A 14,607-nucleotide genomic window follows, 5' to 3' on the forward strand; every position below is an offset into this window, starting at 1 on the left:
TAAGCTTGAATAAAAACCAAGACCTAAAAAATGAAAATTGAGACTGATTTTTAGGGATGAATATTCTTTAATGGTAACTGCATCTGCATATCCAGATTTGCCTGAGTCGTTTGTACGGAGTTATACATAATGGCATTAAAAGTCGCAATCTTACGCAGGGTCATTGGATCATTAATATTCAAAGTCGGTTTGAACTGGTGTTGTACATTTAAATGTACTGGTTCATTAAACTCAAAATAGACAGGCCCACTAAATGAAATTTTAACAGGCAAGGTATAATTGCGTTTTAGCTGAAAAGGGATATCCAGTTGAATCGGAATATCTAACTTTAAAGGAAACTTGGGTAATAATTTATTTTGATAAATCAGATCTGTTGTGGTTTCAAGCGGCATCGTTTCATCAACTTTCAACATCGTAGAATAATCGATATTGACAGTGATTGGCGTTTCTACTTCAAAACTTAAATCCGCCAAATATTTACCACGTAACGGTAAATCTAACTGACGATTGATATCAATCGTCGTATCTAGTTTACCTACCGATCGAGTTTGCAGATAATTTCCGACATAGATTTTGGTCGGAAGTGATTCTGGTAAATGAATCTGGGCATGATGAGAAGAGACTGAAACAGAGGCCTGAATATTCAAATACAACCAGAATAAAACCGCGACCAACATCACGATACTAATAAAAATCAATAAAGTCCGTTTAACAGAAGCAAAAATCCACATTGATTACCGTTCCTTATGCTGCACAGCAACAGAATCCTTGTTCTGTGGCGCAGGCTGTAAATCGCCAGCCTTTTGAATCCGGACACTCGATAATGGAATTTTTAACTCGCCCTGTCTGATTTTAATCGGCAAAGTATTTTGCACATCTACCGAAGCAGCTAAAGCTGTTTCAATGGGAACATTCAAATGCCCATTAATTGGAATATTGGTTTTAAGCGTCGTATCCAGTGGAATATTTAAATTTTCTTTTAAAACTGTACGTACAGGGGCATCAAATTTAAGATGCACATTTTGCTCAAGCGGAACTTGTATATCAATCGGTACATCCAGTTTGATTGGAATCGTTCCTTTCAAAGGTAAAGTAATATCTTTACCCAAAACTTTGACCTGAACTTTAGTGTCGATGGGTAAATCCTGATTCACTTTTAAGGTTTCTTTGACTGGAATCGAAGTTTTAATTGGAACTTGGTTATCGAAATAAACACGTGGAGTCAATGTCTGAGTTAAAGGGATATTCAGATCTTTACGAATGGGAATAGAGGCATTGACTCTCCCCGTCACATCCACATCCAAAGCATCCTGAATTTTAACTTTGGCCTGTAAAGGTTCTTGTAAATCAATATCAACAGCTTGATTTTTCAATGGGATATAAATATTAAAGTTTTTAAATACCCATATAGCAATAGCAACACCAATCAGAGCTGCCAATACAATAAATGCCAATGCACCCAACGCTTGTCTGAATTGCAACGATCTATCCTTAATCTGTTTTTCCTTCGTGAATAGTGTTCACATAATTTGTAAAATATTCAGCTTTGGTTTTGTATCTTATGTAAAAAAGCTCAGTCGAAACTGAGCTTTTGGAAATCTTGATCAGAAAAATGCTTAAGCATCGGTTCCAGCAGGAACTTTTGGATAGCTTACGCCACACATTTGCTCAGCGATACGTAATACCTGACAGCTATAACCGACTTCATTGTCATACCAAACATAAGCAGTTAAACGGTTACCCGAAGTAATCGTTGCCTGAGCATCAAATACGCCCGCAGTACGTGAACCAATAAAGTCGCTTGAAACCACTTCAGTTGAGTTGGTATAACCAATTTGACCTTGTAGATTCGAGTTAATTGAAATCTGACGAATATATTCATTCACTTCGTCACGATCTACTTCTTTATCTAAAGTCAAATTCAAGATCGCAAGTGAAACGTTTGGTGTTGGTACACGAACCGAGTTACCTGTTAATTTACCTTTAAGCTGTGGCAATGCTTTCGCAACCGCTTTCGCTGCACCAGTTTCAGTAATCACCATATTCAAGGTTGCCGCACGACCACGACGATCCGCTTTATGATAGTTATCAATCAAGTTTTGGTCATTGGTAAATGAATGAACAGTTTCAACGTGACCATTTAACACGTGATATTTCTCATCCAATACTTTTAGGATTGGTGTAATTGCATTGGTAGTACAGCTTGCAGCAGAAATAATCTTGTCTTCATCCAAGATATCTGCGTTATTTACACCGTATACGACGTTCTTCATTTCGCCTTTACTTGGTGCAGTCAACACGACACGTGCAATACCCGCACATTTCAAGTGTTGGCTTAGACCTTCAGCATCGCGCCATTTACCCGTATTATCAATCAGAAGCGCATTGTTAATACCATACTGGGTATAATCCACTTCACTTGGACTAGATGCATAGATGACTTTGATGTAGTTACCGTTTGCGATGATCGCTTCGTTTTCTTCATCAACAGCAATGGTTCCTGCGAAAGTACCGTGAATTGAGTCACGACGTAACAAAGACGCACGTTTTGCCAAATCACCATCAGAAGATTTGCGTACTACGATTGCTTTAAGGCTTAAACCGCGACCCAAGCCAGATTGACTGATGATTAAACGCGCCAAGATACGACCGATACGACCAAAACCGTACAACACGACATCTTTAGGTTGTTCAGAAGTTGCATTACCTTTAATTGACTCAACAGCTTGAGCAACAAAAGCATCGATATCGCCGCCTTTTTCTTTATATTCAACAGCAAGTTTACCAATATCCACTTCAGCAGAACCGATATTCTCAATTTTAGCCAATGCTTCTAAAATTGGGAAAGTATTAACAACAGAAAGCTCAACATCAACCACGCGAGTACGACGATGCGTTTTTAAAATCTGAATCACAGAGCGGTTAATTAAAGAACGACCGTAAACAGAAACGACAATATTTTTTTCACGGTATAACTGACCGATTAACGCGATCATATGTTCCGCAATTTCTTCGCGGTTTTCCCAGCGACCTTGGTGTTCCGCGTGTAGGGCGATGATAGTGTCTTTGCTCACAAATACGTCCTCTAATGAATAATTTTAGGCGTGAATTTCAAAACCCCATAATTGTAAAGGAATTATCATCAAGATTGAATCAAAAGCTGTGAATGTCGATGATATTTTCAGTGATATTCACTATAAATTTATAAAATACTTATAATTTTTTATTTTAATTTTTACATTATTTTTCTAAAAGTGAGTCAAAATTTAAATTTCGTCGTATTTTTTTTGATCATATCAAATGTTACTCAAGTCTAAAGTGTTGAAATTTGATTAAAATTATCTCAAATCTCCTCGTTTAAGCGTTTTTGATAATGCGCAACATTTCGCTCAAGTGCTCGTTTATTTTTATGTTGTTGATAAAGGTGCCAACTTCCCTCTATCACTAACAATGACACCGCACACCAAATGGGAATGTAAGTGTACCATTCTTGAGGACTAATTTTTTCACCCAATGCCAAAGAAGCCAATGCCAATAAAATAGGCTCTAAATAGCTAAGCAGACCAAATAAAATCATCGGTAAAAAACGGCTTGCTAAAATATAACTCCCCAAACCCACTGCGCTTAATAAGCCTAGTCCAAGCACAACCAACCACATGAACGGTTGCTGTTGTATCGCCAGACTTCCCGTTCCACTTTGAATAAAGTACACAGCAATAGGCAAGATAATGACAATATCCCACCAAAAACCACCAAGATTATCCGTACCCATTTTTTTACGCAATAAAAAATAAGCCGAGTAACCAAAAGCAACCAGTGCCGTTTCCCAAGCAATAGACCCTAAACGAAAAATTTCGTGACTAACGCCTATAACCGCAAGAATTACAGCAGCGATTTGAAATTTAGACAGTTTTTCGCCATAAAATAAGCTACCGCTCAATACCAGAACCAACGGCAATAAAAAATATCCCAGTGAAACCTGTAAACCTCGTCCATTCATAGGTCCCCATAAAAATAACCAAAGCTGAACTGAAGTCAGCAACGAAGATAGGATCACCAATAAAAGGAAAGCTGGATTTGCAAGCACTCGTTGATAAATGCTTTTAATATGCGGCAAATCCCCCAACAACCACATCAGCAGCGTTAAAAAAGGCAAGGTTGCCAACATGCGCCAACCAAAGGTTTGTTCGCTGTCCAGACCTTTTAATAACTGGGTATAAAAATACAATACACCAAAGGTCACCGATGCGATAACCGACAATATTATGCCCTTAAACATCCTGACCTCTTATATTAACGCGCGAAAAATATCTAAAATATCAAACGATTAAAAAACAAAAAAACCATGCATTCGCATGGCTTGATCTTATCATCATAACCATTATTTTAGAGTATGTTGAGGGCGAATAATATCATTCAGGTCATAACCTAAAGATTTTGCATAACTCAAATACTCATTCAATACATCTTCAGACAGTTCAGGCGTTCTGGATAGTACCCATAAGTATTTACGGGAAGGTTCTCCGACCAATACAGTTTGATAATTTTCATCAAGTTTAAGAATCCAATAATCTCCCCGCGCCACAGGAACCCAACGTATTGCTTCAGGCAAAAAGCTGACTTTTAATTTGGTATTAAAAGGAGGATTTTCGACAAAAGCCTCACCAACCGATTGTTTAAGCACACCATCTTTGCTGTAACAACGATTATCAACAGTCACGTTGCCATTTTCATTCAAGGTGTAAGTTGCGGTAATGTCCTTGGCACATTGTTTCTCAAAATACATTGGTTTACGTGCAATTTCGTACCAGACACCCAAGTATTTGTCTAACTCAACCCGCTCTACCGTTGGCAATGGCTTACTTTGCGCATAAGCAACCGTTGCAACCGCTAAACCTGTTAATACAATCCCGCCCACTGCAATTTTAGTCAGTGTCCAACTGGCTTTTGGGAGATTCTGTTTTAATGACATTTGTATTCCCCTGCTCATTGCCTGATTTAATCGGCATCGATTTATTCAAGATTACTCACATTAGCTTGTTTTATATGCAAATAATGTATAGATATGTAGCAATTTACACAGAGAATGGTGTCCAGATTTATTGCAACATCTGCGCTTTTAAACGCACGATTTCATCGCGTAACCGCGCTGCTTGCTCAAATTGCAACTCTTTCGATGCCTTGATCATTTCCTTCTCTAATTTACCAATATGCTTGGTAAAGAGTTTTGGATCAGCCAGAATATGTCGTTCGTCTGCTGAAAGCGCCTTCGCCTGATCAGAAATTTTGGCATCAATTTCATCATCATTAAAGACTTCGCCAGTATCAATTTCTTTAATTTTCTGACGTACTGCACTACGCGGCGTAATCCCATGTTCCTGATTAAATTCAATTTGCTTATTACGACGACGATCTGTTTCATCGATGGCTTTTTGCATCGAATCGGTTACACGATCTGCATATAAAATCGCTTTACCTTTCAGGTTACGTGCAGCACGACCAATGGTTTGAATCAGTGAACGTTCGGAACGTAAAAAGCCTTCTTTGTCTGCATCCAAAATCGCCACCAAAGATACTTCTGGCATATCCAATCCCTCACGGAGCAAGTTAATACCCACTAGCACATCATAAACGCCTGTGCGGAGTTCATGAATAATCTTGACCCGTTCAACCGTATCGATATCAGAATGCAAATAAGCGACTTTCACCCCATATTCTTTTAAATAAGAGGTCAAATCTTCTGCCATTCGTTTGGTTAATGTCGTCACCAAAACCCGTTCATCCAGATCTTTGCGCAGATTAATTTCAGATAATACATCATCGACTTGTGTCAACACTGGACGAATTTCAATTTCAGGATCGACTAGACCTGTCGGACGCACCACTTGCTCTACAATCTGATCTGATCGTTCCAATTCGTACTTGGCAGGTGTTGCACTGACATAAATTGTAGTCGGAACAATACGCTCCCATTCTTCAAATTTCATCGGGCGATTATCCAGTGCACTTGGCAAACGAAAACCATAATTCACCAGATTTTCTTTGCGTGAACGGTCACCCTTATACATTGCACCAATTTGTGGAACAGTCACGTGCGATTCATCAATGATTAGTAGCGCATCATCAGGGATATAATCAAATAGAGTCGGTGGTGCTTCGCCCGATGGACGACCTGATAAATGACGTGAATAGTTTTCGATGCCATTGGTGTAGCCTAATTGCTGCATCATTTCCAGATCGTAACGCGTCCGTTGCTCGATGCGTTGTGCTTCGATCAATTTGTCATGTTCACGGAAAAATTTAAGCTGATCCTGTAATTCAACTTTAATAGTATCGATCGCGCGGGATAAATTGTCTTTTGGCGTCACATAATGGCTTTTTGGATAAATGGTTACACGCGGCACCTGACGCAACATTTTACCTGTTAAAGGATCAAACCAGCGAATTGATTCAACTTCGTCATCAAACAACTCGATGCGAATCGCATTTTGATCGGATTCAGCAGGAAATACATCTAAAATTTCACCCCGAATACGATAAGTACCCCGTAAAAACTCCAGTTCATTACGGGTATATTGCATTTCAACCAGACGGCGAATCAAATCATCACGATTGACACGATCACCTTCGACCACATGCAGCAACATTTTCATATAGGCTTCAGGATCACCCAAACCATAAATAGCAGAAACCGAGGCCACAATAATTGCATCACGACGTTCTAATAAAGCTCGTGTCGCCGAAAGACGCATCTGATCGATATGATCATTAATCGCGGCATCTTTTTCAATAAAAGTATCTGACGAAGGCACATATGCTTCTGGTTGGTAATAATCATAATAACTGACGAAATATTCCACCGCGTTATTAGGGAAAAAAGCCTTAAACTCACCATAAAGCTGCGCCGCTAAGGTTTTATTATGCGCCATGACAATCGTGGGGCGTTGAGTCTGAGCAATGACATTAGCCATGGTATAGGTTTTACCCGACCCCGTAACCCCCAATAGCAACTGATTGCGATAGCCACTTTCAACACCATGTACCAGTTTTTCAATCGCTTGAGGCTGGTCACCTGCGGGTTGGTAACTGGTGACTAATTCAAAGGGTTGCTTATCGCTCACTCGGCTGCTCTCTTCTTTTCAAAATTTCATTTCACTAAGCCCTTTATGGGGTAATTCACCCTCAATTTAAAGGCTTTTCCTGTAAATTTAATTTCTACATTTTGTACTTGACCCATCTGCGTTTCGTCTGCAACATGGAACACATCAGCATCAGAATTGAAACAACATGGCATACCATTATCACGACGAAAGCATCATCACGGAACTTCCTGAAGATACGGTTTTTGTCTTTGGCAGTAATATGGCTGGACAACACACACATGGTGCAGCACGTGTCGCTGCACAGCATTTTGGTGCGGTGAATCATGTTGGTCGTGGTTGGGCAGGTCAAAGCTTTGCCATTCCCACTTTAAATGAACATTTGCAGCGGATGCCATTATCGCAAATTGAACACTATATAGATGATTTTAAAGTCTATGCCCAACATCACCCCAAAATGAAATATTTCATCACTGCTTTGGGTTGTGGTATTGCAGGTTATAAAGTCTCTGAAATTGCTCCTTTATTTAAAGGGATTCACAACAATGTGATCTTGCCTGAGTCGTTTAAACCCTATATTGATGAAAATGCCATTTCACAATTTCCAGATTTGACTTCGCATACTGTACAGTCCTTTATTAACGACGATGTGATTTTTTATTTTGATCATGGTAGTGACTCTTTTGAAGAAGCCTTAGATAAAACTGATTTAAGTGATGCTGAAAAATCGATTGCACTCATTGTTTTAAATGAAGATATGTACCCGCGCGACCGTTATGGCCGTGGCCGCGAAAGTGAGCTTGAAGATATTTTAAGCAAACTCAATGGCAAGATTTTTAATTTTCATGATAATCGCGAAGGCGCGATGATTTTTGTCGGGGTGATTGTGGCATTGATGGAACTTTATGATATCGATGAACAAGACTTCATTAAACTCTGGCGTGGTGACATCACCATTCAACATCCCATTAATCGAATAAAATCGTAAGATATTGTATTCCCTGCTCTTTTATTCCTTTATAAAAGAGCTTTATAGATTTCTCTTATTCCGTCTTTTTTTATCTCGGCTTTGCGAAGAAGAATAAATAAAATTGAATACGTGATCAAAGAAATCTTATGCTGACTCTTTCACAGCAAAACTATGGATGCTTTTGCTCACCTACTTCACATAAATTGTCTATTTTTTACACCTTACTATTTCCAAGTGTAACTGTTGGTTTTATACTCCATGAAAAATAAATAATTCATTGGAATTTCCTGAATGCAGACTTTAGATTCATCTATTTTTGACCTTGCACCGATTCCAATGTGGCTGGAGGATTATAGCGATATAAAAATCCAGTTTGATGCATGGCGCGCTCAGGGGGTCGAAGATTTACATGCATTTTTAAGCGAAGATCTTGATCGGGTACGCCAATGCGCTCATAAAATAAAAATCATCTCAGTCAATCAACAAACACTGGATTTATTTGAAGCAAATTCACAGGAACATTTATGTAGCAATCTAGATCGTATCTTTCAGGAAGATATGTTCAAATCCCATATTTATGAATTAATTGATTTATGGAATGGTAAAACTCATTTTTCGAGTGTAGCAGTCAATTACACTCTGTCTGGCAAACGTCTGGACATCCAACTACGTGGGTCAATCCTTCCTGGATACGAACAATCTTTTGAAAGGTTACTCATTACCACTGAAGATGTAACCTCTTATCAAAACGCACGTAGATTAGAAGAAAAAAATCGCAGATTGGCTGAAGCAAGATTTGTATATTCACCAGCTTCTCTTTGGGTTGAAGATTTTAGTCGGGTTAAAGTTCGAATTGATCAATTAAAACAGATTGGAATTGACGATTTTCGAACTTTTTTAGATGTACATCCTGAGTTTGTCAATCAATGTATTGAGGATATTTTAATCCTCGATGTCAATCAGGCGACACTCGATTTATTTCAAGCCCCTGACAAACAAATCCTGCTCAAAAATATCCATAAAGTTTTTTCAAATGAGATGCTAGGCACCTTCCGCGAGCAACTGATTGAGTTATGGAAAGGTAATATTCATCATCAACGCGAAGCGGTCAATTATGCACTAGATGGCAGTATTCGTAATGTGTTGTTGCAGTTTACCGTTTTTCCGGGCTATGAAAAGGATTGGGGGCTGGTTCAAGTTGCTTTAACCGACATCACTGCACGGAAAAAAGCAGAAAATTATCTGGAATATTTAGGCAAACATGATGTGCTGACCAAACTATATAATCGCTCGTTCTTTACGGAAGAACTTAATCGTCTGGAACGTAGTATCTTGCGACCTGTTTCCTGTATTTTCCTGGATATGAATGGCTTAAAAGAAGTCAATGATCAACTGGGGCATGACGTGGGCGATGGTTTATTACGTCGTGTTGGCAGTGTATTAACTCAAGCAATTCAAAATACAACCTATACAGCGTCACGTATTGGGGGAGATGAATTTGTCATCCTGATGCCAGGAACAGATGAAACCGCAGTTTTGGTGATGCTACAGACCATTCAGGAACTGTTTAATATTGACAATCAATACTATTCAAGCCAGCCGATTAGTATGTCATTTGGGTCTGCGACCACACTTGAAAATGAAAGTATTGAAGCCATGCTTAAACGCGCCGATCAACAAATGTATCAGCGCAAAAAGCATTTTTATCAGGATAAAGAGGCGAGTTAAAAAACAGGAAAATCCTGTTTTTATCCTTGACGTGCCTTAAAACGTGGATTGGATTTGCAAATCACATACAGCTTGCCACGACGACGAACAATTTGACAATCTGGCGAACGCTTTTTTGCACTTTTAAGAGAAGATAGAACTTGCATAATATAAGACCCATTAATAGATATGTTATAATATAACATTAATCTAAAATATCATCCTGCGTCAAGTCACAATGTTCATAGTCGAAAAAAAGCCTTTCATGGTTACATGAAAGGCTTTTGATTCAGCGTAAAGAAAATAGCTTAAAATTAGCGTTTTCCCATTGATCTACGCGTACCACGTGGCGGCATCCAAGTACGATCAGCATATTGTTCAGGTTTTGGACGAACCTGATTATGCACAGCATCTTCGTCATCGCAATCTGCCGCTTGAGGCATTGGAAAAGGTAATTTCACTAAAGCCTTTTTCGCTTTGGGCTTTTGTTCACTCATGATGTTCACTTAAATTTTGGGTGACCTTTATTTATTTTAAATGATTTTCACCTAAGATGCCGCTAAAAATAACAAAGTAAATGTCTATTCGTTTATTTGAATTACACTCGCGTCATGTTTTTTATAAATTTGTTTTGATAATAAAACACGTCTCAACAATTTTGGGCTAAGATAGTATGCTTTTATTTTTTTAATCCCATAAGAAGGAATGCTGCCGTGGACGTACGTCTGTCTGATCGTGTAAATGCCATCAAACCGTCCCCTACTCTTGCTGTTACCAACAAAGCTGCTGAACTTAAAGCAGCAGGTAAAAATGTGATTGGTTTGGGCGCAGGTGAACCAGATTTTGATACCCCGCAACACATCAAAGATGCTGCTATTGAAGCCATTAATAATGGTTTTACTAAATATACAGCGGTTGATGGTACGCCAGGCCTAAAAAAAGCAATCATTGCAAAATTTAAACGCGACAATCATCTTGATTATCAAGCGAACCAGATTTTGGTATCGTGTGGCGGTAAACAATCATTTTTTAACCTTGCATTGGCATTGTTAAATAAAGGTGACGAAGTCATTATCCCTGCACCTTACTGGGTAAGTTATCCAGATATGGTGATTATCGCTGAAGGGACACCTGTGATTGTAAAATGTGGTGAAGACCAACGTTTTAAAATTACGCCAGCACAATTAGAAGCAGCGATTACACCAAATACTCGTTTATTGGTACTAAATAGCCCTTCTAACCCAACAGGTATGATTTATACCAAAGCTGAACTTGAAGCATTGGCTGAAGTTTTGCGCAAACACCCGCAGGTTTATATCGCTTCTGACGATATGTATGAACCAATTCGTTGGGAAGATGAGTTCTACAATATCGCAACTGTTGCTCCAGATTTGTATGACCGCACTATTGTTTTAAATGGTGTATCTAAAGCCTATGCCATGACAGGCTGGCGTATTGGTTATGCCGCAGGTCCAGCAAAGCTCATCGGCGCGATGAAAAAAATTCAGTCTCAATCCACTTCAAACCCGACTTCAATTTCACAAGTTGCTGCTGAAGCTGCATTGAATGGCCCACAAGATGTACTTGAGCCAATGATTGAGGCATTTAAACGCCGCCATGATTTAGTTGTAAATGGCTTAAATGAAATTCATGGTATTAGCTGCTTGCCAGCCGATGGCGCTTTCTATGCTTATGCCAATATTCGTCCACTCATTCGTGCCAAAGGTTTAAAATCTTGCACCGAGTTTTCTGAATGGTTACTTGAAGAGACTGGTGTTGCCGTTGTACCGGGTGATGCTTTTGGTCTGGGTGGCTTTATGCGTATCTCGTATGCAACAGCAGACGAAGTTTTAGTCGATGCTTTAGCGCGTATCAAAAAAGCAGCTGAATCTATCGATGGCATCGATGCTGCAATTGCCTCTATTGAAGCAGAGAAAAAAGCTTAATTTGAAGCTTTAAAATCAACACCCCGCTAGATTGCTCTAGCGGGGTTTTTTATTTGGATATAGCGATTAAATTAATAAATTACTGCCAATTCTGAAGGGTTACTTTTTGATTTTTCCAGATCTACTAAATCAATATTTGCACGATCCAAAATTTGATCGATTACTTGTAACAATAACGAATTTGCATCATGACTAGCTTCATGACTACGCCATGCAACATGATGATCTGGTCGTACCAATACACAACCATTTTCATTTATTTCACGTAAAGTCGCCCAGTCGCCATAAGAATCAAAATATTCAAGCCCCAGTCCAATTTGTTTAACATGTATTTTAAAACCTGTTTGCTGCTCAACGTATTGCACCGCTTGTAGCCAACATGTCCCACCATGCCCTGTTAATAAGGTCATCTGCCCATGTCCACAAATATCTAATGTTGAAAGTTGCTTGCCTTTGGCATCATGTAGCCACGCATGAGGTAATTTTGCTCCTGGGCTTGTCGTGGGCTGATAATATAACTCTGCATCCTGCGTTTTTTTCGGTGTGTTTTTTTCACTGACAATTGACTGACTGGCATAGTATTGACCAAGTTCTACCCCATGACAGTTAAACTGGTAATGCTGTAATTGTACGGCCTGATGCAATTGATCACGGCGCTGTTGCCCTAACTCAGTATCCTTATATAATTCATTTAAGCTATCCCAACCTTCCTGCTCAGACTGCCCCGGTTTGAAACCCAATGCTTGAGAAATCGGCAACATATTTTGAACAGATTGCATGGCACGATTAACGACAGCTTTACCCACAGGTTGACGTTCCTGTGTATAGGATTCAAGTAAACCATGACCTGCCTGACCTTTTAAAACCATTGCCAATTTCCACGACAGATTAAATGCGTCCTGTATTGAAGTATTAGTACCTAAACCATTTGCAGGTGGATGACGATGTACGGCATCTCCCATACAGAACACACGACCTTTAGAATATTGCTCAGCTACAATATGATTGATTTGCCATTTACTGGTGCTTAAAACTTCGATATCAATTTCATCATCACCAATGACTTTTTTGGCACGCGCAATAATCGCCCCATGACTCAAATCAGGTTCACCCTCGGCAGGATCATACATATATAACATGATCCATTCATTCCACGGTTTGACACAAATAAAGGTGCCACTACCTACCCAATAATCGCTGCCTGGCTGAACAATCCAATACAAAACACCCGGTCGATGTTCGCAATATTTGGTGAGATCAGCTTTTAACCAGACATTAACCGCGCAACCCAAACCCATTTCACCTTGTAAATTGAGTCCTAATTTATCAACCACCAGACTACGTGCGCCATCAGCACCAATCATATATTGTGAGCGAACGCTAAGTTTCTGCTGGGTCGTTCGATCTAAAATGGTAGCAGTCACCCCCTGATCATCCTGTACAAAATCAATCAATTCAGTATTAAAACGCGTGAGAGATCCTGCTCGTAATGCTTCATTCGCTAATATCGGTTCTAAAATATGTTGGGGAATATTACACATCTCCGATGGACTGGCTTTTTCATAATCTGACTTACGCTCAATAGCATTACCCCAAGTCAGAAGCCTAGCAATTTCTTGGCCTGAAAAACTGGTTGCCCAAATATTATTGGCCATTAAATCATGTGGTAGCGACAAGGCTTTGACTTGTTCTTCGACCTGAGCATCACGAAAGACTTCTACCGTACGCTGATTGGTAATGTGAGCGCGAGGGCCATTGGCAGTCCAGCTATGTTTATTAATTAATAAACTTTTAATGCCATATCGGGAAAGCAAAAGTGATGAAACCAATCCTGCTGGACCACCACCTACAATTAACACAGGTACTTCAATATCATATTTTTGTGCAGTTGAATGACTCATGATGAAACTCCATTTCACATATTGAGCAATAATTTGGCTTGTGATGATTTAAACGACTTCGTAATTCACCACAAAATCTTCTGGGACATTTGGCCCCCATAAATACAAAGAATCTTCGGGGTCATGATTGGCGGCAGGCCACTCAAAACCTGCCGGGATATAGTCAATATCATAGGAATACTCGCAATAACTTCCCCACGGATCACGGACATAGTAAAAATAGTTTGAACCCAATACGTGTCGACCTACTCCCCAGCCACGATCCCAACCCTCAGCAAGCATTTGCATTGCCCCAAGTCCGACTTCTTCAAGTGAAGCAACGTCCCAGCTACAATGATGAAAGCCTGCTGCTGTAGACTGTGCGAAAGCAACCGTATGATGATCAGCGCCATGTGGCGCATGCATAAACGCGACAATACCTTCTGAATAATCAGACAGATTTAAACCTAGCGTACGATGATAAAAATCAATTGTTCGAGCTAAGTCCGAAGTAAATAATAAAATATGTGATAAACGCTGCGGTCTTACCTGAGTCGTTAAACGTCGATAACTTGCTCCGCGCTCACCCGCATGGGCTTCAGCACAAATCACGGGTTTTTTACTGTCTGGTGTCACTTTAGTCGCAACACGAATATCAATTGCAATGCCGTCTAAATCTTGAAAAGTAAATCCTTGATCATGTTCAGTGATCGTTAGATTTTCTGCCAAGACTCTTTGTTTTAATGCATCAATATCTTGTTGATAAGCACCGAAGCAAACTTGACGTAATACTTTTTTATTCGCTTGACCGATATACGCCCAGATATGATCATCCTGAAAGGTTCTTAAAACTAGACGATCTGCCTGTTGTTCGACCCGTAAACCAAAATCCTGATAAAACTTTTGTGCAACTGCCAAATCTGGAACATCAATATAAAAATGATCAACAGAATGTATTCCAAAAGGTCGTTGTCTATCTGATGTAGTTTTCATTGCAATCCTCT

Annotated in this window: 13 protein-coding genes; 3 read left to right on the forward strand and 10 right to left on the reverse strand. The window is 39.5% G+C overall.

The genetic code is table 11. The annotated features are described in order from the left end of the window. Window positions 1–50 precede the first annotated feature (50 nt). The 6 genes from I6L31_RS04975 to uvrB all read right to left on the reverse strand — a co-directional run bounded on the left by I6L31_RS04975 (window position 51) and on the right by uvrB (window position 7,121). Complete coding sequence (locus I6L31_RS04975) at window positions 51–725, reverse strand: hypothetical protein (protein ID WP_026039989.1); 675 nt, start codon at window positions 723–725, stop codon at window positions 51–53. A gap of 9 nt (window positions 726–734) precedes the next feature. After that, the gene (locus I6L31_RS04980; RefSeq protein WP_005004962.1) at window positions 735–1,481 is read right to left on the reverse strand and encodes a hypothetical protein; all 747 of its coding nucleotides are present in this window, start codon (window positions 1,479–1,481) and stop codon (window positions 735–737) included. 135 nt (window positions 1,482–1,616) lie between these two features. Next, window positions 1,617–3,074 (reverse strand): glyceraldehyde-3-phosphate dehydrogenase, encoded by a 1,458-nt coding sequence (locus tag I6L31_RS04985; protein WP_004986966.1) that lies wholly within the window; start codon window positions 3,072–3,074, stop codon window positions 1,617–1,619. Window positions 3,075–3,343: 269 nt separating this feature from the next. Beyond that, window positions 3,344–4,279, reverse strand: coding sequence for an EamA family transporter RarD (gene rarD, locus I6L31_RS04990; protein ID WP_004986973.1), 936 nt, complete (start codon window positions 4,277–4,279; stop codon window positions 3,344–3,346). A 102-nt stretch (window positions 4,280–4,381) separates the two neighbouring features. After that, complete coding sequence (locus tag I6L31_RS04995; protein ID WP_004986974.1) at window positions 4,382–4,972, reverse strand: lipocalin family protein; 591 nt, start codon at window positions 4,970–4,972, stop codon at window positions 4,382–4,384. A gap of 127 nt (window positions 4,973–5,099) precedes the next feature. Further along, window positions 5,100–7,121 (reverse strand): excinuclease ABC subunit UvrB, encoded by a 2,022-nt coding sequence (gene uvrB / locus I6L31_RS05000; protein WP_004986975.1) that lies wholly within the window; start codon window positions 7,119–7,121, stop codon window positions 5,100–5,102. Window positions 7,122–7,287: 166 nt separating this feature from the next. Between uvrB and I6L31_RS05005 the strand changes: the two genes are divergently transcribed. After that, window positions 7,288–8,088 (forward strand): A1S_2505 family phage non-structural protein, encoded by an 801-nt coding sequence (locus I6L31_RS05005; RefSeq protein ID WP_004986987.1) that lies wholly within the window; start codon window positions 7,288–7,290, stop codon window positions 8,086–8,088. A gap of 273 nt (window positions 8,089–8,361) precedes the next feature. Then, window positions 8,362–9,798, forward strand: a complete 1,437-nt coding sequence (locus tag I6L31_RS05010; protein WP_004986989.1) for a sensor domain-containing diguanylate cyclase — start codon at window positions 8,362–8,364, stop codon at window positions 9,796–9,798. Between the two features lie 20 nt (window positions 9,799–9,818). On the opposite strand, the gene ykgO is transcribed toward I6L31_RS05010, so the two are convergent. Both ykgO and I6L31_RS05020 read right to left on the reverse strand, forming a co-directional pair. After that, entirely contained in the window at window positions 9,819–9,944 is a 126-nt protein-coding gene (gene ykgO / locus I6L31_RS05015) for a type B 50S ribosomal protein L36 (RefSeq protein ID WP_010588981.1), read from the reverse strand. 147 nt (window positions 9,945–10,091) lie between these two features. Further along, window positions 10,092–10,274 carry a hypothetical protein gene (locus I6L31_RS05020; protein ID WP_004986994.1) on the reverse strand — a complete coding sequence of 61 codons (183 nt, stop codon included), beginning with the start codon at window positions 10,272–10,274 and terminating at the stop codon, window positions 10,092–10,094. Window positions 10,275–10,490: 216 nt separating this feature from the next. On the opposite strand from I6L31_RS05020, the gene I6L31_RS05025 reads away from it, so the two are divergent. Continuing rightward, the gene (locus I6L31_RS05025) at window positions 10,491–11,723 is read left to right on the forward strand and encodes a pyridoxal phosphate-dependent aminotransferase (RefSeq protein ID WP_004986996.1); all 1,233 of its coding nucleotides are present in this window, start codon (window positions 10,491–10,493) and stop codon (window positions 11,721–11,723) included. Between the two features lie 71 nt (window positions 11,724–11,794). Here I6L31_RS05025 and I6L31_RS05030 read toward each other — a convergent pair whose 3' ends face one another. Further along, complete coding sequence (locus tag I6L31_RS05030; RefSeq protein ID WP_005004970.1) at window positions 11,795–13,624, reverse strand: FAD-dependent monooxygenase; 1,830 nt, start codon at window positions 13,622–13,624, stop codon at window positions 11,795–11,797. Between the two features lie 48 nt (window positions 13,625–13,672). Further along, entirely contained in the window at window positions 13,673–14,596 is a 924-nt protein-coding gene (locus I6L31_RS05035; protein WP_005004972.1) for a VOC family protein, read from the reverse strand. Between the last annotated feature and the right edge of the window lie 11 nt (window positions 14,597–14,607).

Origin of the sequence: Acinetobacter septicus, assembly GCF_019355975.1 — a bacterium.
Taxonomy (GTDB): domain Bacteria; phylum Pseudomonadota; class Gammaproteobacteria; order Pseudomonadales; family Moraxellaceae; genus Acinetobacter; species Acinetobacter ursingii.